We start from the raw sequence: 25,608 nt of genomic DNA, 5'->3' as shown, positions 1-25,608 counted from the left end.
TGATCAAGGCTGTGCCGGGGGTGGTCAGTCCCACCGGATGTCGGCCGTGGTCTCCAGCGGCGCGCGGTCCGCCGCCGCCTCGGGCACACGCAGGGTGTCGCCCTTGTGGAGGGCGGCGGGGAAGCGCACCCGGGTGCGGTCCTCGACCTCGCCGAGGGTGACCTGGAAGACCCGGAACTCGTCCAGTTCCAGCGCTTCGAGCTGGTCCAGGTTCTGGGTGAGCAGAAACGCCCTGGCCTTCAGTTCTCCGTTCTCGGTGAAGGCGATGACCTTGTAGAACTCCCGGGGTATCCGCACGCGCCGGTAGACCCGGTCGTCGTCCCGGAAGACCGGCCCGCCGAAGACGCTGATCCTCAGGTCGTCGACGTCGACGTCGGCGAAGACGGCGTCCTCGAGCGCACCCCACACACCGTCCTTGGAGCTCTGGTTGAAGTCGTCCATCTGCGGGGTGATGTTGGTGTAGAAGAACGAGTCGGTGTTGGCCTTGCTCGCCTCCGGCAGGCTGCCCCAGAGCAGGTCGGCGCGGCGGGCGATGTGTCCCCGGTCGAGCCGGTTGGCCTGGTACAGCTCGTTGCCGACCTGGGCCGTGCCGGGCAGCCGCTGGTCCTTGACGAAGGGGATGCCGCTGCGGCTGAGCTTCTTCAGGGAGCCGCCGTCGACGTTCCAGGCCACCCAGAACGGGAAGCGCCGCTTCTTGCTCAGGGTGAGGGAGAAATGCGTGTACGGGATGACCGGCGAGCCGTCCAGGAGTGCGGCGTCGCGCGCGAGGTCGGCGTCCAGCTCCGGGGCCTCGACCCGTTCGCCGAGGAAGTCGGCGTCGTAGCCGGCGATGATCTCCAGCTGTTCCGGCGACGGCTGGCTGAGGGTGATGTCGAGCTTCTCGAACACCGAGGTCGACAGGCAGGCGAGGGCGTGCTCGTCCGGGTCGCCGGTGCCTTCGCCGGCGAAGTGCAGGCCGGCCAGCACCGTGCTCACGCGGTCGTCGCCCTCCTTGAACAGCCACACCGCGCCGGAGTCACCCCCGCTGCTGACCTCACCGTCCGCCGACGGATGGTCGGGGTCCGGGCCGATCTCGAAGCACCCGATGGTCTGCAGGCCCGTCACTCCGCCGTAGTCGATCTTCGCTACGGTGTCGACGCGGCGGACGATGCCATGGGTGACGCCGGTGGACCGGCCGCTCTTGACCACCTTGTCGTCGAGCTCGGGCTCCCCCAGGGTCCGGGGGGCGACGTCCAGTTCGAGGAACTCCGGCCGGAAGTCGCGGTCCTCGATGGTCGCCACCGCGCAGTCCCCGGCCACGCCCAGGTGGGAGCGCTTGAGCACGCCCATCCTGTTGCGGTCGATGCGGTTGTCGTCCCGGGTGCCGGGCTGTACGACGTCGATCCCCAGCTCGGCGAACGGCCCATGCAGCACATGCCAGTTGCTGAGCACGTACGGTGTGCCGTCGGCCCGGTCGAACACGATGCAGCCGATGGTGCCGGCCGACACCGTCACCGCGCCGACGCTGGCCCCGGGCCGGATGGGGTCCAGCCGGCTCTTGCGCGTCGGGCTTTCGACCTCGGCCACCATGTGGAAACTCGGCTTGTAGGTGCGCTCGATGACATCGGTGGGCACCTCGAAGCCGTCGACGGTGACCGTGGCCGGGATCAGCGAGGTGCCGAGGGACTCCAGCGCCTCCGGCTCGGCCTTGGTCGCCACGGTGAACTGCAAGGCCACCTCACCGCCCGGCTGATCGCCGGTGACCTTGCGGCCGACGCCCACCGACGTGATGTTCGGGTCCTCCAGCAGGTGCGGGCCCCGGACGCGGATGTACTGCCGCAGCGACGAGATGAGTTCATCGTCGGAGGGCGAGCCCTTCTTCGCCGAGGCCGTCTTCGAAACGGACTTGGACGCCGGCTTGGACGCGGAGTGGGACGCGGCCTGCGGTCGCGGGGTCTTCGAGGTGGTCTTCTTCGTGTTCGTGGTTCTGGTGGCCATGCTGGCACGCATCCCTTCGTGGGCGAGAAGGCACGGAGATGCGCCGGAGGCCGGCCGGCACCGGCGCGTCGGGCGCGCAGTCGCGGTCCGGGGCAGCGACGCCCGACGGTGATTTGCCCCTCATATCCAGGATGGTCGAGCGGCACCAAGAGGCAAGTTGACATTGGAGCTGCCGCTTCTGTGCCAGGGCCGGTGGGTTCATGGCGGGACATCGAGCCGCCATGAACCACCGACCGGTTGAAGACGGACCTAACGCCGGTGGTTTCCGACGGTGACGATGCCCTTCGTCCTGGCGCCCGTCTTGTTGTCGTAGAGGACCTCGCCGGTGGACCTGTTCCAGATCTTGATGCGGAAGCTGTCCGGGCCGTCGGTGGCGGTGACTCTGAAGGCGTAGCCGCCCTTGCCGCCCACCGTGCCGGTGCCCTGGTAGACGGCCCGGGAGCCGTTCACCACGAGCCAGTCGGAGCCGGTCGAGCGGAAGGTGAGCCGGGCGGAGCCGAAGACGAACGTGGCCTTGCCGGTGGGGACAGTGGCTCCCTTCCGGTACTGGGCACTCAGGGTGAACGCCGCCTTTCCGGTCAGCCCCGGCCCGGCCGGGTAGGCACCGGCCGGCGAGGTGATCGTGCCGGCGCCGGCAGCGGGCCCGGCGGCACGGTCGTACACGACCAGTTCCCCGAGCGTGGTGCTGTCCGTGCCCTCGTCGTCGTCGGTGACGGTGACGACCGGGCGGTGGATGCCCGCGTCGTCGTAGACGTGTGCGGCGCGGCAGCCTGAGTCGGTGACCGTGCCGGTCGTCGGCCGCCCGTCGTCCTTCCAGTCGACCGTGCAGGTATGGCGGTCGGCCGAGCCCGGGTCGTCGAACGACACGGTGACGACGGCGGCCGTGCCCGCCGGGAGGGGCGAGCCGGGACCGTTGGCGGACGTGATGGTCGGCGCGGCGTTGGAGACCTGGACGGTCGCGGTGTCGGTGCCGCGCCCGCCGGTCAGGGTGACCTGGAAGGTGCCGTCGTCGGTGCAGACGAGGGTCGTCCGGGCCGCCGCGGGATCCTTGACGGCGCACGGGGCGCCGTCCTGCACGACCCACTTGGGCGTGCCGGCCCCGGAGAGGGTGCCGGCGAGCGTGATCGCCTCGCCCTCGGCGCCGGTGACGTCCGGCCCCGCGCGGACGACGGTGACCGGGTCGATGCCGCCGAGGGTCGGGACGACCTTCCTGATCAGGCCGTCGGAGCCGAACTCCAGCTTGTCCATGGTGGTTTCGCGGTGGGTGCCGTCACCGCCGGGGAGGGCGAAGCGGTGGTAGGCGATGTACCAGTCGTCGGTGTTCGGGACGTGGACGACGGAGTGATGGCCCGGCCCCTTGATGCCCAGAGAGAGATCCTTCTCCAGGATCACGCCCTGCTTGGTCCACGGGCCGGTGGGCGAGGGGCCGGTCGCGTAGGCGACGCGGTAGTTCTCGTCCCGGGTGTCGTTCTCCGACCACATGAAGTAGTAGGTGCCCTTGCGCTTGATGACGAAGGTGCCCTCGTTGTAGCCGTTCGGGGTGATGTCCGTGACCTTCGAGGTGTCGATGGAGGTCATGTCGTCGCCGAGCGGGACGACGTAGGCGCGGCCGTTGCCCCAGTAGAGGTACCGCTTGCCGTCGTCGTCGGCGAAGACCGCCGGGTCGATCATCTGGCCGCGGAAGTCACCGGCCTTGAGCAGCGGCTTGCCCAGAGCGTCCTTGAACGGCCCGGTGGGCGAGTCGGACACCGCGACGCCGATGTTCGCGTCCGCGCAGAAGTAGAAGTAGTACTTCCCGTCCTTCTCCGTCATCGCCGGTGCCCAGGCCCTGCTGTCCGCCCAGCTGACGTCCGGCCCCAGGTCGAGGATGACGCCGTGGTCCTTCCAGTGAACCAGGTCCGTGGAGGAGTAGGCCTTGAACTGCGTGCCGCTCCAGCCCTCGAAGCCGTCGGTCGTCGGGTAGATGTAGAAGGTGTCGCCGAAGCGCACGATGTTCGGGTCGGCGTTCAGACCCGGAAGGACCGGTGTCTTCATGATCAGTGCCGAGACCTTCCAGGTGCGCTTCTTGCCGTCCGACCCGGTGACCTCGTACGTCACCGGCTGGGTGAAGTCGCGCACGCTGCCGGAGGCCGGGCTGATCGTCGCGTCCGCGGCGAGCGCGAACTGAGGTGCCAACGCGGTGAGATCGGTGCCCTCCTTCATCGGCAGGGTGATCGTGCCGCCCGCGTCGTCGATGAGCGCGTCGACCTTGAGCGCCGGGTGCGTCGCCTTGGCGATGCCCGCGGTGTTGCCGCTGAGTTCCATGACCTCGGCGCCCGTGAGGGCACGGCCGTAGACGCGGAAGTCGTCGACCTCGCCGCCGAAGTAGGGGTCGGCCGCGTACAGGGACCGGCCGATGTAGCCGCTGTAGTCCTTGGCCGCGTCGTACAGCTCGGACGGCTTGATGGTGGTCGTCGTGCGGGACGCTTCGACACCGTCGGCGTAGAGGACCATCGTGCCGGTGGCGCCGTCCAGCGTCACCGTGACGTGCCGCCACTGGCCGGGCGTGAGCCGAGAGCCGGCTGTGAGCTTCGACTCCGCCGACCAACTCGCCTTCGTGATGGCCGAGTAGAGGCTGGAGCCGCCGTTGGACGGAGTGGCGAACAGATACCTGTCGCTGTCAGGTCCGAGTCCGAACAGCCACTGGAAGCTGCTGCCGCCCTTCCACTTGGCGTAGGTCGACACCGTCACGCTGCCGGCGTTCTTCAGCACACCGTTCGGGATCCTCACGTACGGCGAGCCGGAGTCGCCGGACATCCTGAACGAGCCTCCCTCGACACCGGATCCGAATGCGGGCGTGCGCACGTAGGTGCCGTGGTGGCCGTGCCCGCTGGAGTCACGGGCGATGCTGCCGCCGGTCTCGTCGAAGTCGTAGTGCAGCATCAGGTCGGCCGGGACGTCAGGCCCCTCGTCGGACACGGTGACTTCGGCCCGGACCGGGATCGCGGCGCCGTCCGGCAGACTGCCTGCCACGGTGAAGGTGCCGGGCCCGGCGTACTTCGACGCCGGTACGTCTTCCCAGGTGACGGCGACGGGCCGCTTGACGCCGTCGGAGTACTCGGCGATCACCGTGGCCGGCAGGACCGGGGCCCGGCCGACCCGTGTCGTGACCGACACGTCCTCGACGCTCTTCACGACCTGGTCCGGCTGGTAGGCGCGCAGCAGTCGGTCGTATTCGGCCTGGGTGACCGGCAGCACGGTGCCGTGGCGGGGCTTGGACGGCAGGTCGTAGCCGGTGGAGGGGGTCCAGGTGCCGGAGTCGAGGTCGGTCGTCTCGAACGGGATGTAGCCGCGGCCACCGAACTCGTCGAGGAACGCGTACCACTTCTCCTCGGTGTTGGACTTGAACACCAGCGGTCCCTCGGCCGCGTTCATCGCGCCCTTGCCGATGCCCTCGGCGACCGCGGTCCAGGACGGGTTCAGGATCGAGTCGCTCTTCTCCTCGAAGATGAACTTGCTGTTGGGGGTGGAGGAGGTGTTGTTCCGCTCGTCCTTGGACAGGCGGTAGTACGTCCCGTCGTGCCGGATCATCGTGGAGTCGATGACCGAGTAGCCGCGGTCGATCCAGACCTTGGGCTCGCTGAAGGTGTAGAAGTCGCGGGTGGTGGCGTACATCATGCGGTTGTACGTGTCGCCGGAGTGGTCGGCGTTGTCGTACAGCTTCGACGCCCAGAAGACGACGTACTCGCCGCGCTCGGCGTCGTAGAACGCCTCCGGCGCCCAGGTGTTGCCCGCGCTGTCGGGTGAGACCTTGACCAGGCGCTGATTCGTCCAGTGCACCAGGTCGGTGGACTCCCAGACCATGATGGACTTGCTGCCGGTGCGCTGGGAGGCGTCCCAGTCGCCGTTGCCGTAGATCCTGAGGTCGGTGGCGATCTGGTAGAACTTGTCGCCCTCCGGGGAGCGGATGATGAACGGGTCGCGCAGGCCCTTCTCGCCGAGCGTGGAGGTGAGGACCGGCTTGCCGTCGTTCAGTTCGCGCCAGTGCAGCGGGTCGTTGCCCTTGCTGAGCGCCGCGTAGAGCTGTTCGCCGTCGGAGGTGCCCTCGCCGGTGAAGTAGCTGAACATGTAGCCCTTGAGGGCCGCCTCGGCGGGCAGTTCGGGCACCTTGGCCGTCATGACGCGGGTCACTTCGGCCTCGCCCTTGGCGACGGTGGCGGTCAGGTCGACGGTGGTGGCGCCGGCGCCGTGCGCGGGACGGTGGACCGCGCCGTCGGCGGAGACGACGTCCGGGTTCGCGGAGGACCAGGTGACGGCCGTGCCGTACGCGCCGCTCCTGGGCAGGGTGAGGTTGCCGCGCACGTCGTCGAGGTTGTGGACCGTGAGCGCCTCGGCGGCCTGCCGGGTGGCGGCGTCGTCGTCGAGCGTGGGCGGGACGGTGACGTCGAAGGTCTTGGTGCCGGTCACGGTGCCCTTCCTCAGGGTCGCCGTGAGCGTGGCGCGGCCGTCCGGTGAGCCGGCCTCGGGGCGGGTCACCTTGCCGGTGTCCGACACCACCGACGGGTTGTCGCTGTCCCAGCTGATGGAGGAGCCGCCGGCCGGGCCGGTCGTGGGCAGGTCCAGGTCCGAGGTGACGCCGCTGGTGTCACCGAGGCTCAGGGCCTCCTTGTCGGCGGCGACGCCCTGCGTGGTGACGGGGAGGGAGAGCTGCTCGACCTCCGAGCCGTCCAGTGCCCGGTCGTATACACGGAAGTCGCGTATCCGGCCCTTGAAGAGCTTGTCGCCGTTGTAGACGGACTTGCCGATGTAGTTGGCCTTGGTGGTGCCGGAGCCGATGGCGCCGGGCGTGGTGGTGACCGAGGTGTTGCGGCCTACCTCGACGCCGTCCTCGTAGAGCACGCCCGTGGAACCGGTCTGCGCGTAGGTGATGTGCTTCCACACGCCGCGGGTCAGGTTGTGGGAGTCGGACGGCTTGGTGGTCTGCTCGGTCGACCAGTTGCCCGTCGCGACGGAGGTGCGGAAGGAGTTGCCGGTGGTGAACAGGTAGCCGTTGCCGCTACCCGCGCTCGTGTTGCCGAAGCCGTAGAGGAAGTAGGGCGTGCTCTGGGTGGAGTCGATCAGTACGTCCAGGGAGACGGTGATCGAGTCCATGCCCTTCATGACGTCGTCCGGCACCTTGATGTAGGTGTCCGACCCGTTGAAGGCGAGCCCCTGACCGGATGCCGACCAGTCGGCGGTGCCGCTGACCGTGCCGTTCCGGCCGTTGCCGGAGGCGTCGGTCACGGTGCCGCCGGAGCCTGCGTCGAGCTTGTACCACAGGGCCAGACCGTCGGTGAGGCCTGCGGCTTCGGCCGCCGGTGCGGCCGGCGCCGCCTGCGCGGAAACGGCGGATCCGGCGAGGGTGAGCAGTATCGACGCGGCGGTCAGTCCGGCGAGAGGGCCCGCCCAACGTCTCGCGCGGCTGCGAAGTCGTGCGACGTGCGTCATGTCTTCTGAGGTCCCTGCTGAGGCATGGCTGATGACGGACAAGGCGGAGCGGAAAACGAGGAGACGACGAGGCGACAGCATGTCCTTGCCGTGAGCCTGCCGTTACACGCAGGTGACGTGTGTTGCGAGAGTCTCGGCCGACGCCCAGGGCAGCGTCAATAGGTTCCGAACAATGTCCGACCCGCCGAACAAACCCGTGGGACTCGCGGTGGTCTACAGCGGTGAGCCGGGCGCCCCGTGTTGGTCCGGCCGGCGCCACGGCGAACTCGCCGGCACCGTCCTGATCACCCGACGGACGCCGAGTGATCGGTCCGTCGTGGACGAACCACTCGGCGTCTCCCGGGTGTTGGCCTGTGGTGTGGCGTGCTCAGAACACCAGCGGCAGTTCCTTGACCCCGGTCATGCTCAGGCTGGGAAGGAACCGAGGCGGCCGGTTCGGATCGCTCCGCAGGTTCGGGAAGCGGTCCAGGAGGATGTTCAGCGCCACCCTGCCTTCCAGCCTCGCCAGTGGCGCGCCGATGCAGAAGTGTGCCCCACGGCCGAACGCCATGTGCGGGTTCGGGTCCCGCGTCGGGTCGAAGGTGTGCGGGTCGGTGAACACCTTCGGATCCCGGTTCGCCACGCCGAGAAACGTCACCACCAAGGAGTCGGCGGGGATGCGCTCGCCGCCGAGTTCCACCTCGGTCATGGTGGCCCGCGCCGTCCCGGCGAACGGGCTGTAGTACCGCAGCGCTTCCTCGATCGCCGCGGGGATCATGCTCCGGTCCTCGCGCACCCTGGCGAACCACTCCGGATGGGTGTCCAGGCACAGGATCGAGTTGCCCAGCAGCATGGTGGTGGTGATGTGCCCGGCGATCAGCAGGACGTTGGAGAAGTTCACCACTTCGTTGTCGGTGAGGTGTTCACCGTCGACTTCGGCCTGGACCAGCTTGGTGATCAGGTCCTCGCGGGGATTCCTCTTGCGGTCCTCCACGTGTTCGCGCAGGTAGTCGGAGAGTTTCCGGACCTTCTGCATCGCGTCCTGAAGCCGCTGCCGCTGGTCTTCGGACCGGTCGGCGAAGGAGAACTCCTGGGTGCTCTCCATCAGGGCGTCCCCCCATTCCCGGAACCTGTACCGGTCCGAGGCGGGCACTCCGAGAAGTTCGGCAATGACGATGACCGGAAGCGGATAGGCCAGGTCGTTCACCAATTCCATCCGGTTGCCGTCGGGCACTTCGTCGAGCAACTCGTGGGTCAGCTCGGCGATGCGTGGTTCCAGATCGGCCACCATCTTCGGTGTGAAGGCATGACTGATCAGCCCGCGGAGCTTCTTGTGCTCCAGCCCGTCCATCTGGATGAGGTTGCCCTCGCTGAACTCCTCCTGGCCCTCCAGCATGTCCTTGGGTATGACACGCTGTGTATTCGAGGAGAACGTCGCGGGGTTGGCCAAGACGTGCTGGACTTCCTTATAGCCGTAGACGCACCAGATTCCGGCCTGAGCGTCGTAGCGCACCGGGGCTTCCGGCGCCTGGCCACGTAGCCAGAACTGCGCCTCGTGGATTCCCCAGGTGTCGGCCATGGATGTCACGTTTCGTCATCCTTTGCTAGAACGTAGGTATGGATCCGCCGGCGGAGGGCTTCGTCCTGGGCTCAGAAGAGAAAGTCCCCGAACACGGGCACCGCAGCCGTGATTTCCACCGGGCGGTCCGCTGCTCGTCGAATTGGCGGTCGACCGAAGTGAATCGGCCGCTATGCGGCCGGCTTGCGCGCGGTGACCCGCTCGACGACGCCCAACTTGCGCCGTTCCTGGTACTCGATGACGAATCCGGCCTGCTGGACCAGCGGGAGCGGCCTGCGGGTCTGGTAGTCGCCGCACTGTCGCAGCATGTTCTTCTCGAGCATGCGCTGCCACCAGAAGACCAACCGGTGGTGACTGCCCACATGGTCGAGCAGCAGCAGCCGCCCTCCAGGTCGCAGCACCCGGTACATCTCGGCGATCACGGGCCGTTCGTCGGGCACGCTGCACAGCCCGAGCGTGCAGACGACCGTGTCGAACGAGTCGTCCGCGAACGGCATCGCGTGGGCCTGTCCTTCCCGCAGCTCGATCTCCCGGCCCAGTGCGGCGGCACGGTCCCGGGCCTGGTCCAGCATGGCCGGGCTCAGGTCGAGTCCGGTCAGGGACACCCCGGCCGGATAGAACTCCAGATTCAGGCCGGTGCCGATGGCGACTTCGAGGACTTCCCCCTTCGCCTGGCCGGCCACCCAGGCACGCCCGTCATCGAGCAGCATCTTTTCGAGACGCCCGGCGTCACGGTCGTAGCGGGGAGCGTATTCCTGCCACAGTGCGAGGAGCCGCTCGTTCTCTTTGGTCACGTCGGTCACGTCGTTCTCCCGTTGTCAATCCGCCCCGTGCCCGATCGGGCTTGACTTGTCCGCCGCGGGGAACTCCCCGCACCGTACGCGGCATCAGGCCAGCGCGCTCATCGGATTCGGTTCGGGGTTCCAGCGACTGTGCCAGAAAAGTGTCGCAATCGGCTAGGTCCGCAAATTCAGATCCGCGACGAATCCGCCACGAGTGCCCCTTTCGACCGCCTTCTCGTCTCCGTTGCGGGCAGGCCGGGGCCTATCGAAAACCGTTTCTGGGCTGCGTTTTGAGCCACTTCGGCCGCGCCAACACCTGGACATACCCCACGGACTCCCGCTCCATGCACGCAGGTCCGTACCTACCGCCGCAGGTCCCGACGCTTCTCCCCGTTCCGCCGACCAGACATCGTGCCGTACATCGCCCTGGACGGCCAGTGCCTTGCCACCATCACACCTGAGCTCGCGAATTTCGTCCAGCGGCACGCATGCTGCCTACACGCAGAAAGGGCGTTCTGACCAGCAAGAATTTCAACCCGCAACTAATGCGACCGGCAGGGGATTGCTTGACAGGCCTGAGTCCCGTCGGTAACGATCAACCCACGGCGGCCGACCAACCGCCGTGTGTCTAGGTTTCTCAACGGGGGAGAACTGTGGACGTCAGTACGCCTGCGTTACAGCGAATAGCGTCCTTGGTCTCGCCGTACGGCCTCGTATCCCGCACTGCGGCTCTGCCGGTGGCCGACGGCGATCCGGACTTCGCCATCCGCGTCGCCGGCATCGGCGATCCGTCGAAGGTCCTGCACAGCATGCGGGGCTGGAACAACGACGGGGACTTGGGCAATATCGACGGTGTCGGCAGCGCTCTGGCCGGCGAGCGGGCCAAGCTGATCTCGATCGCCGAGGCGCTCGAACGGTACTCGGTCTGCGCCTGGCACGACGAGGACATCCTCGTCGCCGCCGAGGAGGAGCTCACCGAGGAGTTCGTCTCGCCGGCGCGCTGGCCCCAGTGCTCCGCAAGCGAGTTCGCTCGCGACGACTGCGGTCTGGTCCCGTACGACCCGGCCGTTCCGATCAGATGGGTCCGGGCCTGGTCGCTCACCCGGCGGTGCTCCGTCCTCGTCCCGGCCATCACGGTGTACCTGCACATGGCACCGCAGTCACGGTCGGAACGCTTCACCAGGGGCATCACCACGGGAGCGGCCGTCCACTCCGATCTCCGCAGGGCGGTGCTCGGCGGGCTGCTCGAAGTCGTGGAGCGGGACGCGCTCTCGCTCGCGTGGCTGCAACGCCTGCGACTGCCGCACCTGTCGGTCGATCCGGAGCTGCTGGAACCGCTCGAACGCGCCTACCACGCGACGGGAACCGCGCGTCACCTCGACGTCCGGCTCTTCGACGCGACGACGGACTTCGGCATCCCCGTGGTGTATGCCGTGCAACTCTCGCCCCACGAAGACCGGTTGGCCCAGATCGTCGGCGCCACGTGCGACGTCGATCCGCGGCGGGCCGTGGCCAAGATCTACCGTGAACTCGCCGCCGTGCGGGTGGCGTTGCGCGGCGCGGTGGACAGCCGGCCGGCGGGACGGCCCGACGACGGGACCGTCAGCGTGATCGGCTCGGCGGCCTTCAACGCCTCGGCCGACCGACGGGACGCCTTCCGGCACCTGCTGGAAGGCGAGCGGGACGTACGACGCCTCGACGAGTTGCCCGACCTGTCCGCCGACCCGGACCCGCTGGCGACCGCGGTGTCCCGGGTGGCCGCGCGGGGGGCCGAGGTGCTCGTGGTGGACGTCACCACGGACGAGGCACGACAGGTCGGCATGCACGCCGTCAAGGTGCTGGTCCCCGAGGCCGTGCCCCTGTCGTTCATTCACAGCGAGCGCTACCTCGGCACGGACCGGCTCTACACCGCGCCGACGGCGATGGGACACGAGAGCCACGGCGAGGAGTCGCTGAATCCGGAACCGCAGCCTGCTGCGTAGATAGGGGACAAGGCACGTGCTGTCCGAGCAATCAGAGGAATGCCTGTACCTGGTGAGGGACGCGTTCGGGGAGCAGTACGCCGACGCGTACCAGGCGACGGCATCGAGCCGGGTGACCGGCAGTGAACTTCCCGACGACGCCCGGCTGTCACAGGCCGCGGTGATCGCGGCGGTGTATTCCGGGCAGGACGAGAAACTGCGTGACGCGCTCGACCGGCTCGGCTTCGAGCGGGGCGTCCCGACGGTGGCGGTCGAGCTGTACCCGACCAGGATCGTGTGCGGTCCGGCCGTCATCCCCGGGGCCACGGCCTGCTACGACTGCTACCTACGGCGCGCCGAGCAGCACCGGGATCCCGCCCAGACCGATCCCGTGGGCGAGGCGACCCGGGGCCTGCCGGAGGGCTTCGGCCGCATGCACCTCGCGATCGCGCACGGCCTGCTGACACTGGCCATGGCCGAGCTGCGCACGGGCCCAGTGGGGCTCGGCGGCACTGTACGGAAGTTCGATCTGGTCACGGGGACGCTGTCGACCGCGTCGACGGTGGCGGTGGATCGCTGTCCGCGTTGTGGTGCCCGATGGGGCGACCGGCGGACCGGCATCGGCGCGGTGGCTGGTCTCACGTGAGGTTTTCGCTTTCGGGGAGGAGTGCAACCGATGGGTGTTGAGCTGAGGGCAGATACCCTCGGACGGGTCGCGCGTCGGGACAAGCAGATCGCTGTCCCCGTCCGCCCCGCTCTCCGCAAGGGCGTTCGGCTGCGCCAGTCCGGCGACGCCGTGATGCTCGATGGCGCGGACAAACGGCAGGTGTTCACCGGGAAGTTCGCGCGCGGCCATCTTGGCCGGCTGGCTGCCGCTTGTGACGGTACCGCCACGCATGCCGATCTCGCCGCCGCGGTGGGACTCGACGAGGCGGTCGTCCACAAAGCCTTGGCCCTGTTGTGGGCGTCAGGGGCCTTGGAGGAGGGCACCCGGGTCGGCGAACACCCGGCGTTGCCGCCCGAGATCGCCTGCCTGTTGTCACGGCTCGGCAACTCCACCGGAGTGAACCTGTCCTGGACCGACGCCGCCGCGAGGCTCGATCGCGCCACCGTCCATGTCGCCGGACACTGCCCCCTGGTGGAGGCCACGACGAGCTGTCTGAGCGGGGTGTGCGAGGTCGTCGACGACCTCGATCGGCTGCCGGTCGCCGGCGACGCCTTCGTCGTCTTCTTCGAGACCCGCCAGTCTCAGCCGGAGCTCATCGAACTGCAGCGCCGATGTTGGTCGGAGAAGCGGTCCCTGTTACGCGTCCGGGCCGACAGCACCTCGATGGTCATGGGACCGTACGTCGACCCCGCGTTCACCCCATGCCTGGAGTGCGGTGTGTCGGGCGAGGACGACCTCTCGGACGATCCGCCGCAGCACGCGTACGACCTCATCGCCGGCCTCGTCGCACATCACGTGCTCGCGCTCGTCTCGCGATCGATCCGGACCTACCTGCCGCTCGATGCAGGCATCATCGACCTGACCACCCTCTCGACGCGGCACCGCCCCAGCGCGACCCGCCCCGGGTGTCCCACTTGCTCGTTCAGCGAGGGCACGACGGCGTCCGCGCCGCCGTCCAGCGCGACGTACGAGGCGGCCGTGGCGTTGCCACCGCGCAGGTTTCTGGATCCCAAAGGGCATCTGGCCCATTTCCAGTCCTCCAACATCAAGCTGCAGTGGGAGTTCCGGAGCTGGCCCAGCTGCCCGCGGGTGGCGCTGCCCGAGGCGGACGTATCGAGGTTGGCCGGAGCGCCGGTCGAAGACCGGGCTGACCTTGGCCGGCCCGATGTCTCCCTCCTGCTCGCGATGGCATTCGGCATCCGCGAGCGGACCGACGGGTGGGTACAACGATGGACCGCGGCCGGCGGGAACATCGGCTCGGCGACGGCCTATGTGGTGAGCCGTGACGAGGCCGTACTGCCCGTGGGCGGGTACGCGTACCGCGACCAGGACCACTCCCTCGCACAACTCACCACCGACGAGCTGCCGGGCGGCCGGCCGCTGCTGCTGGTCGTCACCTCCAACCTCAAGAAGATCGCCGCCAAATACGGCACGTTCGGGCTCCGGCTCTCCCTCTGCGACGCGGGCGTCGGACTGTCCACCGCCCGGAGGGTCGCCGACCACCTGAACCTTGACTATGCACTCGTCACGGATTGGGACGACCACCTGCTGAGTGAGTACCTGGGCCTCTCCCGGGCCGAAGAACCCATCGCCGCGGTCATGGAAGTGGGCTGAATCGATGCGATCCGACACGTCCATGATGCAACCGCTGCTCGACAGTTTCGCCGCACGTGCCCGTACGGGCGACGGTCTCGCGGCACACCGGTCACCGAAGCCGTTCGCGGATGCCACGCCCGTCGCCATCGAGGAGCAGCAGGTGGCCCCCGGGCACCCCCGCGATCTGCGCGCCACCCTCCTGACACGCCGGTCGTCCTTGCACTACGCCGACGCGCCAGTGCGCACGGACCTGGTCCTGAGCCTGCTGCAGAACGCGTTGCGGCGGGATGCCGACGACTGGAAGCTCGATGACGACGCCGGCCCACTCGAGGCATTCGTCTTCGCGCTGCGCAGCGAGGGGAAGCCGGCCGGGGTCTACCGGGTCACCGCGCAGGAGTTGTCGTTCATTGCCCCGGCCTCGGTCCTCGGCGATCCCGAACTCCTCGGCGTCCAGCGCGAGTTCGCTGACGCGGGCGGGATCGTCAGCGTCTACGCCAACATCGACCGCGCGGACTCGTGGGCGGGATCGCACGGCTACCGTCTCTGCGCGGTGCGTGCCTCCATGGCTCTGTACGACTTCCACCTGAGATGCCAGTCCCACGATCTCGTCGGCACCATGTTCGGCGGGTTCATCGGCTCGGCCGTCCGGAATCTGATCCAGAGCGACGGTGTGACCCGGCACCCCCTGCTCGCCGCAACCTATGCCCACCCGGCGCCGTGATCACCGGCGTCAACCCGCGCCCATTCCCCACCCCGTCGACGGTCATCCGGCGACGCGACATGCTGCGCGACGAAAGTGAGTGAGTTGATGTCCTACGAGGGTGCGTCGCACGCGACGGGTGTCGTCCTCGCCCGCCCGGACGTGTCCGCGCTGCGGACGAAGCACGGCGCATGGATCGGTGTCGGCTCCGCGTCCTTCACGATCAAGGGTGCGGCCGCCTTCGGCGTGGTCTCGACGCTGCTGGACCGGTCGGACGGCAGTCGCACCGGTCATGACCTGGTCGGTGCGTTCCCGGCCGGGTCGCGCGCGGCGGTGTCGCGCGTGCTCGACGCGTTGGTGGCCCATCGGTGCGTGACTGTCCTCGACGCGCCGATCGCCCATCAGGCCACCGTCAAGGGACCCGCGGCGGAGTGGCTGATTCCATTCTTCTCACAGCTGACGGATGAACCGGTGCGCGCGCTGGACCGTGTGCTCGCCACCACCCTCCACCTGTACGGCGGCGCCGACTGGCTCGCGCACCTGCGCCAACTGCTGGTCAGTTCGCCGCTGTTCGGGCTGCGGACCGAGTACCACACCGTCTCGGACGAGGACCCGGTACCGCAGTGGGAGGACGCGGGCATGGTCGTCATCGACGCGGACAGCCTCCCGTACGAACGCACCGTGCGACTGCAGGACGCACTGCTCGACCGCGGCGTACCGCACGGCATCGTGGGTGAGGCGGGCCGGCGCCAGTGGATCCTCTGGTCCGACGACAAGTCGACCGGTTGCTGGGCCTGCCTGTGCCGATACGGTCGCACGGCACAGCCCGGTGCTCCGGCCGGCCCCGTGTCACCGGCACCGGACGACTTCACTGCGGCAGCCGTGATCCACGCGATCTACCAGCGCACTGCCGGGCTCGGTGAGCACACGGCAGCAGCGGTGGCCATGCCCCTCGACGCGAGCCTGCCGACGGTGAAACCGCATCCCGCGTGGTCGGCAGCGGGCTGCCGTTGCCACCGGGCGGTGGTACCACCCGCCACCGGTGACCAGCGCGACGACGCAGAAGAGGCCCTGGTCCGCAGGAACATCGTCAGTCCCGACGACGACAGCCGGCTGGACGACGACCACGGGCACATCATCGACGTCCTGGCCGGCTGGACGGACGAATTCGTCGGCCCCTTCCGGTACCTGGACGGGGGCGACCTGCCCCAAGTCCCGTTCGGACAGGCACGGGCCACCCTCCTCGTCCGACCTGCCGAGGCGCACGAGATCACCGCCGCTACGTTGTCGTCCCGGGAGGCCCTGTATCAGGCAGCGCTCAACGGCCTCGAACTCTTCGCTGCGCAGCACGACGGACCGCGGCCGAACTTGAGCGCCGGTTGGACTCTGGACGAGGCGGTCTACCGTGCCCTGCTGAGGCGGTCGATGCTGACGCCGGCCGACGACGCCGAGTTGGTGCTGTTGTCCGACGACGACCTGGGGCACGACGAGTGTGCCGCATTCAGCCGGTACATCCAGCGGGGTGTCGAGCGCACCAGTGGCTGCGAGGCGCTGCAGTGGTCCGGCACCCGCCTGCCGAACGGCATCTACCGGGTCCTGGGACGCGCCACCGGAAAAGCGGTCACGCAGGGCGCGGGCGCCTGTTACGCGGAAGCGGTGTCGATGGCGTTGCTCCGGCTCGTCAACGACGACAGCGCCCTGGTTCCGCTCAACCCCCACTTCCGTGACTGGACCGAGGTATGGCGGCACATCACACGGCCGCAGTGTACGGAGGTGACCGCGCAAACGGTTCCCTTCGCCCGGCAACAGGTCCGACTGGTGGAGATGGCATGAGTACGGAAACGCACGTTCCACCTGCTGCGGACCTGGTCTCCGCTCTGTTGGCCGACGCCGGCGCACCCGGGCCCGCGGAGGTACTCCTGGGCCCGCTGACCGACCCCACACGGGTACACGCCGATGGAGGCGGGACGGGGCGGAGCATAGCCGTGTTGTTCTGGTGCGGCAGCGTCTACGTCCTGGCCTACGATCTGGCGGACGAGGGTGGCGGCGGATGTCCGCGGTGCCTGGCGTGGTCCCTCACCAGGCACGTGGACTCAGCCGACATGCCGTTCGAGGAGGCGTCCGACAGCGATTCCGCGGGAGGCGCGCGCAGCTACGCGCTCTGGCAGCAGGCCGGTCCCGCGGTGCGCACAGTCGTCACTCGGACCGCGGCACTCTTCCTTCGGGAGAACTCGCCGGCCGGCACGCTCGCCATGGTTGACCGAGCCGGCGGCGCGGTGCGACAAGGACTCGTACCGCCGAGGACGGGATGCCCGGCATGCCAGTCGGCGACGACCACGACCACGGTCGCCTTCGGCTCCGCGCCCGAGCTGCTCGAGAAGTCCGACGGTGCGCTCCGGGCCGGCCGCCCGCTGCCGCCGACACTCACGTCCGACTACCTGGGACCGCACTCGCTGTTCAGGGAACCGCTCGCCGATCTGGACGGCCCCCTCCCCACGGCGCAGGTGGGCCTGCCGCTGGGCAACGGCGTGCTGGAGCCCGGGGTCGGGCGCTCCCGGAGCTTCGCCAAGAGCCGGACGACCGCGGTGCTGGAGGGCCTGGAGCGTCTCGCGGGCTTCTGCTACCAGCCGGTCGACGGCACCGTGGAAGCCTCCCTCTCGGAGCTGGGGACACGGGCCATCGATCCCCGCACCCTCGGCTACCACTCCGCCGACCAGTACGCGCGCGAGGACTTTCCCTGGACGCCGCTGGACGCGGCCGAAACGGTGGAATGGGTCCCGGTCACGCCGCTCGGCGAAGGACCCGCCCGATACCTTCCGGAGGTCGCGCTGTCGTGGGTGCGCCGCCCGGAGACACGGCAGCCGTTCTTCTACGACACGTCGAACGGCTTCGCGCTGGGCCAGAGTCACGAGGAAGCGACCCTGCACGGGCTCTTCGAGATCGTGGAACGGGACGCCTTCCTGCTCACGTGGTACCGCAAACTGCTCCTCCCCGAACTCACCCTGGGACCGGCCGACAGCGACATCAGGGACTTGATGGAGCGCGTCGAAGTGGTCACCGGATTCCGGGTCCGCCTGTACTGGGCGACCTTGGACATCGAGGTCCCGGTCGTGCTGGCACTCGCCCAGCGCGACGCGGACTCGGGTCCCTGCACGCTCGTGTCGACCGCGGCCAGCCTGTATCCGCGGGCGGCGGCCGAGTCGGCCATCTTCGAGGTGGCCGCGCGCGTGGCCTCCATGAGGTACGTGTACGACGACGACCCGGAGCACCGGCAGCGGCTCGCGGAGGACTACGACTCGCTGGTCACCATGGACGACCACAGCCTGCTCGGTGCGCTGCCCGCCTCCCGGGAGTGGTTCGCGTTCCTGACGACGCCGGACCGGCCCGAGATCAGTCTCAGCGCGGCGGCCGCGGCAGCCCCGGAGTTCGGCACCCTCAAGGAGGACCTCGACTACGTGCGCACGCAGATCGAGGCCGTCGGCAATCACGTCTACGCGGCCGATCTCACCACGCCGGAGCTGCGCTGGCGCGGGCTGGTGTGCACGCGCAGCTTCGTCCCCGGATGCCTGCCCATGACATTCGGGCACCGCACCAGGCGTATGGAGGGGCTGCCGCGCCTGCACGGCGGACGGCTCCCCTGTGCCTCCCTGCTGCCCGACGACCAGACCCCGGCGGACGTCCCGCCGCACCCCTTTGCGTAGCCCGCTGGTGAGAGAAGGAGAGCCCTTTCGTGCGATCGGATGAGCATGCGGAGCCGCCGGCTGAGTCCACCGCGAGGGTCAGCCCGTACGTCCTCTTCCGGCGCAGTCGGCTGCCGGTAGCCGAACTGGCGGACCTCCGGTTCGACGAGACCTGGGCGCGGATCGAGGAGAGCCGCCGTCTCCGGGCGGAATGCGCGCGGGTTGCGGAAGAGGTGTCCGACCGTCTGGCCGGGTTCGTCCCGCACGTGGACGAGTCGGTGCGTGCCGATCTCGTCCGGCTGCGCCGTGACGTCTACAACCAGCGTGCCGAGCCGGCGGCGGGGCGGATCGACGTCGTGGAACCGCACCTGGAAACGGACACGGTCGCCGCGCTGCGGGAGTGGTTCGACCTCGTTCAGCGGATGCGGCGCTGCGAGGACGAGGCACAGTCGCTGTTCGACGCCAGGATGCAGTCGGCACGCGCCGGTTTCGCCCGGCTCTTCGAGCACGACTCGATGGCGAGGAGCATCCAGCTCTCGGGCGACCAGCTCTACGAGAGCCTGCGCCGGTACACCTCGGGCGAGATGGGTACGGTCAAGCCGAGCCGGTTGCGCGTCCTTGAGTCCACGCTGGTGAACTTCGCCTATCGCGCCGCGCTGAAGCCGTCGCCCTTCGGCCGGTTCACCGAGGTCGGCGCCTTCCCCACGGATCTTCCCGAGGCCGGGCACGCCGTGTCCGAGCCCCGGACGTACTCGACGTCGACACTGAACCGGGTGCTGGTCAACTGGCTGGTCGCCGGACTGCGACGGGTCGACGGCGGCATCGACCTCTGCCAGGTGCTGCTGAACTCGTCGCTGCGCGCGGACGACAAGACGATCGAGTTCATCGGGCTCGTCCCCGACGGCGGCGGGGAAGGCCTCTCGGAGACGGTCGTCAGACTCAAGCGCGACAGGGTCGTCAACTGCATCCTGACCGTCATGGCCTCCGGCACGGCGTCGGTGCCCGAGGTGCTCCGGGCGCTGACCGAGTTGACCGGCAACGACGAGGCCAGCAGGAAGGCCCTGCGGGCGATGCTGCGGCTCGAGCTGCTGTACGTCAGCCCCGGCTTCGACGAGCAGGACCCGGGATACTCAGAGAAGCTGGCGGGGGTCCTGAGGGCCGGGACGACCCCGCCCGTGTCCGCGATGAGCGGTCACCTCGACACCCTCGTGGAACTGGAAACGGCGCTTTCCGACGCGCCCACGGAGAAGCGCAGGCCGCTGCTCAGCGCCGCGGACAAGGCCCTCACCGGCATCGCCGAGATCTGCGGGCTGGAAGCGCCCCCCGCCGAGATCTCCCGGGCACCGGTGTACGAGGACCTCTGGACTCCCGACCCTCCCGCCACCTGGAACCGGGAATCCGTGGCCAAGAGCGTCCCCGCGCTGGAGAGCCTGTGGCGGCTGTCGTCGATGCTCGACTACGGCCACACGAAGCGGCTGGGCGTGTACGCCTTCGCGGCGAACAACTTCGGCGACCGCGAGACCGTGCCCTTCGTGACGTTCTTCGAGAAGCTCGTACAGCTCTCGGAAGCCGAGCAGGACGCGGTGTTCTGGGGGCGTTACTCCTCGGCGGCGGAGACCTTCATCGCGCAGCGCGACCAGGCCCTGCGTGACATCGGCGGGCAGCTCGTGCCCGAGGACGGCGTCGTCCGGATGTCCCCCGAGGCGCTCAAGGACGCGTGCGCAGGCGTGGAGGACTGCGTCGACCCCGACTCGATCACCTTCCGGGTCCAGCTCACGGGCGGCGCCCCGTCGCCCGACGTCGTGGTGAACGGCGTCCTGACGGGCTACGGCGTCTACTTCTCGCGCTTCAGCTCGTTCATCGAGGGCTCGGCCGCCGAGGGCTGGACGCTCCGGTCGGCCGTCCGGGAACACCTCAGGAAGGCATTCCCCGGGCAGACGGACCTCAACATGGTCGCCGGGCTCAACTTCAACCTGCACCCGCCGCTCACCGACCGGGTGCTGAACTACCCCGGCACCTGGCCCACCTCGCCGGAGATGAAGGCCTACAGCCTCGACAAGCTGATGATCCGGATCGACCACGCCCACCGCGGGCTGCTCCTCTGGGACCCCGAGCTCGACGAGCGCGTCCATCTGACCCCCATGAACTTCCTGCTCCCCATCGTGGTGCCGGTCCTCTACAACCTCATAGAGGCCCTGAGCCCGACCATCCGGTACAACTACGCGCCGATGGACGACATCGGGCGGGCGATGGGTCACCGCGGGTACCCGGGCTCGTCCCCCCGGCTGATGGTCGGCGACGTCGTCGCCAGCCGCAGGACCTGGACGGTGCCCGCACGGGAGATCCCCGAACTGTCCGAGCTGAGCAAGGACTCGTACCCGGCGCTGCTGCGCTTCGACCAGTGGCGCATCGAACAGGGCCTGCCCCAGCACGCGTTCGTGCTGACTCAGCGCCTGGACGAGTACAACCTGCTGTCCGGGCTGGTCGAGGAGATCCCACGGGACTGGACCGACTTCAACCACCTGCACAGGGCCAGTGTCCACAAGCCCATGTATGTCGACTTCCGCAATCCGTATCTGGTGCGCAGCTTCGCGAAGACCGCGCTGACGCGGGACGACGTCTATGTGTCCATTCGAGAGTGCATGCCGGCGACCGACGAGTACGGCGGCTCAGGACCGGCGGCGGCAGAGGAGTTTTTCGTTGAGCTCTACAGGGACTGAACCTGACGCCGAGTGGCGGCCGCTCCATATCTATCTGCCGATGTCCCTCCAGCCCACCTTCCTGCGGGACGTGATCCGTCCAGTCGTGCGGGACGCCGGGATGCGGGACCGCTTCTGGTACTTGAGGTACTGGCAGGGCGGTCCGCACATCCGGCTCAGGCTCCACCGGGCCTCGGACGAGACCGTCGAGTCGGTACGCGGCATGCTGGCCGCGGCGATGCCCACGCTCAACGCCGAGCAGGCCTCCGAGTACGAGGAGCAGTCCTCCCTCCAGCCGGGCCTGGCAGATCTCGAAGGGGCGAAGCCCGAGGAGGTCAGGGCGCCGGGCACCATCGAGCCCACCCCCTACTCGCCCGAGTACGCGAAGTACGGCGGGACCACGGGACTCCGCATCGCCGAGGAGCTCTTCCGCTCCACTTCGGCCGCGGTGCTGGATCTCCTCGCCGACCGGTCGGACCGTGAACTCAAGGCGTCGCCGGCGGGTCTGGCCATGCGCATCATGGCCATGTCCCTCAAAGGCTCCGGGCTGGACATGGAGCAGAGCCAGGATTTCCTCAGCGCCTACGAGGAGGACTGGCTCAGGTGGGTGCCGCCCGGTTACGAGGAGAAATGGGCGGCCGTGTACGAGAAGACGCGGAGCAGGGTCACGAACCTGTGCAGCGCGGTCTGGCGCGACGGAGCCACCGACGTCTTCCACGACATCTACGCCACGGCGCTGAATTCCACACTCGCGGTGCAGGAGAAACCGACGGGGAGTGACTTCGCGGAGCTCGCGCTCGAGGGAACCCCGTATGCCGGCTGCCTGGCCAACTACATACACACGACCAACAACCGCCTGGGGATTCTTCCGGCCGCGGAGGCATTCCTGGCGTATGTCATCCGGAGTTCTCTGACCGAACTGCGGGTGCCGCACAAGGCTTGACCGGAGCGCAGGAATCCGATCGTGACTATGTGGATTTCTCAGCTCTTGTCACCACAACTACCGCCATATGGCGGTAAGATGGAATGGAACCGAAACCGAAAGGGAGGTGTTTCAAGTGGACGCTGCAGAGCAGCTCGACCTGAACGCGCTGGAGATCTCGGATCTGATTGAGGACTCGAGCTACAGCGACGAAACGCTGTCGCAGGTCATGGCGGCCTCGTGCACGACCACGGGCTGCACGACCAGCTCGTCGTCGTCCTCGTCGTCCTGACCCGACGGCTCAACATGTCGCTGCCGTCGGGCGCCATTCACGAAATGCGCGCCCGACGGCAGCGAATCCTTCTCCTTCCTCATTCCGCGAAAGGGGCCTGCGCGACATCGTCGTCGTCTTCTTGACAGGGCGGCGAGGATAGTCGCTGTCGCCGGGCGCCATTCACCGAATGCGCGCCCGGTGACAGCGACGTACCCGGAGGTACGTATTGTGCATGTCTTTGTGACAATCCCCCTCGACGGGGGCGACAGAACGCTGCCGCAGGTGGTCCGCGGTTTCTTCACCGACCTGTTCGGGCCGGCCCAGCCCCCCTGGCCGGGTGACTTCTACTTCGTGCGCACGTGGGACCAGACGACCGGACGCGACTGTCTGCAGATCAGCCTCGAGTCCGAAGCGGCCACCGCGGGCGAGGCGCGCGACCGGGTCCAACGCGCGGCGGACCGCCACGGCTTGCGTCCGGCCATGGCGGAGGTCCCGTTCGAGGAGATCCCCTCCCCGCTGTGGAACTCCGGGATCGGCGGGGACGGGTTCGACGCCGCGGCGAAGCGGCTCTACCGCGCCGTGGCGCCGATCCTCGCCCGCAGCGTGTCGGAGATCGGCGGCGACACGGCCAAGGCCTACCTGCTCGCACTGCGCCTGATGGTCGCACATTCGGGCGCCACCCTGCTGGAGTCCGAGCAGCGGCAGATGTCCTCCCGCGACTTCGGCGAACTGCTCAGCCTCCGTATGCTCAGCTACCGCTCACACTACGAAGGCGCCAAGACTGCGCAGGCCAAGGACCCCGATGCCTTTGAGCGTCGTTGTGCCGCCTACTACGAGAAATTCGGCTCGGCTGCCCGGGAATTCATCGGCGACTGTGCGTCAGCCCCGTTGCCCGCCGCCGACGACCAGCCGGCTCGCGCCTGGGTGGACGTCGTCCGGCAGCACTTCGGCACCCTGCGCGACGAATGCCGCGCCGGACTCATCGTCCACGACGGGCCTACGCTCGACGACTTGCACAAAACCCCCGACGCCGCTTTGTCGCGCAGCAGCTTCCACTCGAAGGAACTGTCGCACGAGATGTCGGACCTCCTGCACCGGAACCCGGATTTCCTGGCGTACCGGATTCAGACGAGCCTGCTGTACAGCTGTCTCTACACCATGGGATTCAACCTGGCTGAGCGGTTCCTCCTCTGCTACCTCCTCGCCCGCGCCAACGAGGAGCTGGCAGGAAAGTCAACCGAGGAACTGGCGGCGGGACTCGACGCCGTCGCCAAGGAACTCGCGCATCGATAGCTCTACTACCGGAATCCGTCTGGATCTGGCTCCGCACGCCTCCAGCTACGCAATGGTCCGGCCGAAATTGACCTCAACGGAGGAGAATCATGCACATTGTGCTCGCTAATGTGCCGTGGAGTCCGATCGGGTTTCCATCCCTGGCGCTCGGACTGCTCAAGAGGCTCACGCTCAAGGAGTTTCCCGACGCCCAGGTCGACGTGGTATACGGAAACCTCGACTTCGTGGACTGGATCACCGCGCGCCGCCCCGATTTCGACTACGAGGACTACAGGTACTACGACCTCGAAAGCTGCTACATCGGCACCGGCGACTGGGTCTTCTCTTCGGCCCTCTACCACGACCCGAAGTGGAAGGTGCCGGAGTTCCTCGCGAAGTTCGGTCCCCAGGCGGCCCTCGAACCCGGGCAGGACCTCGCCCACGGAACGACCGTGGAAAGCCGGACGCAGACCACGCTGTGGCTCCACGAACACGTCGAGGAGTTCACCAACGAACTCGCCGAGCGCATCGCCTCCGGCGAGCCCGACGTCGTCGGCTTCACCACTACGTTCCAGACCCTCACCGCGTCCCTCGCGGTCGCCCGGCGCCTCAAGGAACTGTCCCCCCGGACGTTGACCGTGTTCGGAGGCGCCAACTGCGAAGGGCCGATGGGGGAGGCGCTGCACCGCAACTTCGGTTTCATCGACTACGTGGTCCGCGGCGAAGGCGAGCTGGCCTGGCCCGGTCTGCTGCGCTCACTGCGCGCGGACGAGCCGGCCTTCGAGGCCGTCCCGGGCCTGTGCTGGAGGGACGAGAGCGGCACCTCCGTCTTCAACGCGGTGAGCACCAAGCCGCTGCCGCCGGCCGCGATGGTCCTGCCCCACTACGACGAGTACTTCGAGCAGTTCGCCAAGTCGCACGCCCGGTTCTGGCTGGAGCCCAGGCTGGTCATCGAGAGTTCCCGCGGCTGCTGGTGGGGCGAGAAGCACCACTGCACCTTCTGCGGGCTGAACGGCGCCAGCATGATGTTCCGCAGCAAGCGGCCGGACCAGTTCATCGACGACCTCGTGACCCTCGCCAAGCGCCACAGGATCCTCGACGTGATGATCGTCGACAACATCCTGGACATGGCCTACCTGGACTCGCTCCTGCCCCATCTCGCCGAGGCGGAGATCGACCTGCGGCTGATGTACGAGATCAAGGCCAACCTGCGCTACGAGCAACTCGAGATCATCGCCAAGGGCGGCGTGGTCTGCATCCAGCCCGGTGTCGAGAGCCTCAGCAGCAAGGTGCTGAAGCTCATGGACAAGGGCGTCTCCGGATGCCTGAACGTGCGCATGCTGCGGGACGCCGAGTCGCTGGGGCTGACCGTCATCTGGGCCTACCTCTACGGATTCCCGGGCGAGACCGACGAGGACTACGCCGAGATCATCGAGCAGTTCCCCAAGCTGCACCACCTGGGCCCGGCCGGCGGCGACGACCGGCTCGCCGTCCAGCGCTTCGCCCCGTACTTCGAGAACCCCTCACTCGGCTTCCAGGAGCGGTGGGCGGCCACGCAGTACGAACTCACCTATGACCTTCCCGAGAAGGAACTGTTCGACATCGCGTACATCTTCGACGCGACGCACCAGGGCATCGGGAACGACATGGCGTACAAGCTGCGCGCCGGGCTGGACGAGTGGCGCAACCAGCACTGGCGCAGCCAGCTGTCCTACTTCGAGACCGACGAGGGCATCACGATCACCAACACCCGGCCGGGCTTCGACTGGGACGTCGTCCAGCTCACCACCGACGTCGAGAAGGCGCTCTTCCAGCTCCTCGACCAGCCGAGGTCGATGGAGTACCTGGAGCGCGAGTGCGCGAAGCGGTTCGGGCAGACGGACGTCGGTGCCGTGATCGACCGGTTCATGGAACTGGGCCTGCTCTTCACGGACGCCGGCCGCATGATCCACGTCGTCACGAAGGACCGCAACCAGAGGTTCATGCAGATCCAGGTGGGCCAGGGACTGCTGGCGGCCGGCCGCCCGGCTCCGGCGCCCGTGGCAGTGTGAGGG

Annotated in this window: 15 protein-coding genes; 11 read left to right on the top strand and 4 right to left on the bottom strand. The window is 68.3% G+C overall.

Annotated features, from left to right (window positions below; genetic code table 11):
* Window positions 1-24: 24 nt before the first annotated feature.
* The 4 genes from AC07F0_RS26660 to AC07F0_RS26645 all read right to left on the bottom strand — a co-directional run bounded on the left by AC07F0_RS26660 (window position 25) and on the right by AC07F0_RS26645 (window position 9,804).
* Window positions 25-1,977 (bottom strand): DNA/RNA non-specific endonuclease, encoded by a 1,953-nt coding sequence (locus tag AC07F0_RS26660; protein WP_478982486.1) that lies wholly within the window; start codon window positions 1,975-1,977, stop codon window positions 25-27.
* Window positions 1,978-2,226: 249 nt separating this feature from the next.
* Window positions 2,227-7,443, bottom strand: a complete 5,217-nt coding sequence (locus tag AC07F0_RS26655) for a family 43 glycosylhydrolase (protein WP_478982484.1) — start codon at window positions 7,441-7,443, stop codon at window positions 2,227-2,229.
* 367 nt (window positions 7,444-7,810) lie between these two features.
* On the bottom strand, window positions 7,811-9,001 hold the full coding sequence (locus AC07F0_RS26650) for a cytochrome P450 (RefSeq protein ID WP_478982549.1): 1,191 nt from the start codon (window positions 8,999-9,001) through the stop codon (window positions 7,811-7,813).
* Window positions 9,002-9,171: 170 nt separating this feature from the next.
* The gene (locus AC07F0_RS26645; protein WP_478982482.1) at window positions 9,172-9,804 is read right to left on the bottom strand and encodes a class I SAM-dependent methyltransferase; all 633 of its coding nucleotides are present in this window, start codon (window positions 9,802-9,804) and stop codon (window positions 9,172-9,174) included.
* Between the two features lie 716 nt (window positions 9,805-10,520).
* Between AC07F0_RS26645 and AC07F0_RS26640 the strand changes: the two genes are divergently transcribed.
* The 11 genes from AC07F0_RS26640 to AC07F0_RS26590 all read left to right on the top strand — a co-directional run bounded on the left by AC07F0_RS26640 (window position 10,521) and on the right by AC07F0_RS26590 (window position 25,605).
* Window positions 10,521-11,765 carry a YcaO-like family protein gene (locus AC07F0_RS26640; RefSeq protein ID WP_478982480.1) on the top strand — a complete coding sequence of 415 codons (1,245 nt, stop codon included), beginning with the start codon at window positions 10,521-10,523 and terminating at the stop codon, window positions 11,763-11,765.
* Between the two features lie 52 nt (window positions 11,766-11,817).
* The gene (locus tag AC07F0_RS26635; RefSeq protein WP_478982478.1) at window positions 11,818-12,390 is read left to right on the top strand and encodes a TOMM precursor leader peptide-binding protein; all 573 of its coding nucleotides are present in this window, start codon (window positions 11,818-11,820) and stop codon (window positions 12,388-12,390) included.
* 30 nt (window positions 12,391-12,420) lie between these two features.
* Window positions 12,421-14,025 (top strand): tpaE, encoded by a 1,605-nt coding sequence (locus tag AC07F0_RS26630; RefSeq protein WP_478982476.1) that lies wholly within the window; start codon window positions 12,421-12,423, stop codon window positions 14,023-14,025.
* Between the two features lie 4 nt (window positions 14,026-14,029).
* Entirely contained in the window at window positions 14,030-14,728 is a 699-nt protein-coding gene (locus AC07F0_RS26625) for a nitroreductase family protein (RefSeq protein WP_478982474.1), read from the top strand.
* A gap of 87 nt (window positions 14,729-14,815) precedes the next feature.
* Complete coding sequence (locus AC07F0_RS26620) at window positions 14,816-16,540, top strand: hypothetical protein (protein ID WP_478982472.1); 1,725 nt, start codon at window positions 14,816-14,818, stop codon at window positions 16,538-16,540.
* Window positions 16,541-16,809: 269 nt separating this feature from the next.
* Window positions 16,810-18,408, top strand: a complete 1,599-nt coding sequence (locus AC07F0_RS26615; protein WP_478982470.1) for a YcaO-like family protein — start codon at window positions 16,810-16,812, stop codon at window positions 18,406-18,408.
* A gap of 29 nt (window positions 18,409-18,437) precedes the next feature.
* Complete coding sequence (locus tag AC07F0_RS26610) at window positions 18,438-21,107, top strand: lantibiotic dehydratase (RefSeq protein WP_478982467.1); 2,670 nt, start codon at window positions 18,438-18,440, stop codon at window positions 21,105-21,107.
* Window positions 21,088-22,029, top strand: a complete 942-nt coding sequence (locus AC07F0_RS26605) for a thiopeptide-type bacteriocin biosynthesis protein (protein ID WP_478982465.1) — start codon at window positions 21,088-21,090, stop codon at window positions 22,027-22,029. Before AC07F0_RS26610 ends, AC07F0_RS26605 begins: the two co-directional genes overlap by 20 nt.
* Window positions 22,030-22,096: 67 nt before the next feature.
* Complete coding sequence (locus tag AC07F0_RS26600; protein ID WP_466351039.1) at window positions 22,097-22,300, top strand: thiocillin/thiostrepton family thiazolyl peptide; 204 nt, start codon at window positions 22,097-22,099, stop codon at window positions 22,298-22,300.
* Window positions 22,301-22,510: 210 nt separating this feature from the next.
* Window positions 22,511-23,575 carry a hypothetical protein gene (locus AC07F0_RS26595; RefSeq protein ID WP_478982463.1) on the top strand — a complete coding sequence of 355 codons (1,065 nt, stop codon included), beginning with the start codon at window positions 22,511-22,513 and terminating at the stop codon, window positions 23,573-23,575.
* A gap of 89 nt (window positions 23,576-23,664) precedes the next feature.
* Window positions 23,665-25,605, top strand: a complete 1,941-nt coding sequence (locus AC07F0_RS26590; protein ID WP_478982461.1) for a RiPP maturation radical SAM C-methyltransferase — start codon at window positions 23,665-23,667, stop codon at window positions 25,603-25,605.
* Window positions 25,606-25,608 lie beyond the last annotated feature (3 nt).

It is taken from the genome of Streptomyces sp. NPDC045955 (assembly GCF_056430805.1).
This window is presented reverse-complemented; position numbering and strand designations above follow the sequence as displayed.

Coding starts and splice junctions, on each gene's coding strand:
- AC07F0_RS26660 (WP_478982486.1), bottom strand. CDS start 1,977: ATGGCCACCAGAACCACGAACACGAAGAAGACCACCTCGAAGACCCCG.
- AC07F0_RS26655 (WP_478982484.1), bottom strand. CDS start 7,443: ATGACGCACGTCGCACGACTTCGCAGCCGCGCGAGACGTTGGGCGGGC.
- AC07F0_RS26650 (WP_478982549.1), bottom strand. CDS start 9,001: ATGGCCGACACCTGGGGAATCCACGAGGCGCAGTTCTGGCTACGTGGC.
- AC07F0_RS26630 (WP_478982476.1), top strand. CDS start 12,421: ATGGGTGTTGAGCTGAGGGCAGATACCCTCGGACGGGTCGCGCGTCGG.
- AC07F0_RS26625 (WP_478982474.1), top strand. CDS start 14,030: ATGCGATCCGACACGTCCATGATGCAACCGCTGCTCGACAGTTTCGCC.
- AC07F0_RS26620 (WP_478982472.1), top strand. CDS start 14,816: ATGTCCTACGAGGGTGCGTCGCACGCGACGGGTGTCGTCCTCGCCCGC.
- AC07F0_RS26615 (WP_478982470.1), top strand. CDS start 16,810: ATGCCGTTCGAGGAGGCGTCCGACAGCGATTCCGCGGGAGGCGCGCGC.
- AC07F0_RS26600 (WP_466351039.1), top strand. CDS start 22,097: ATGGCGGTAAGATGGAATGGAACCGAAACCGAAAGGGAGGTGTTTCAA.
- AC07F0_RS26590 (WP_478982461.1), top strand. CDS start 23,665: ATGCACATTGTGCTCGCTAATGTGCCGTGGAGTCCGATCGGGTTTCCA.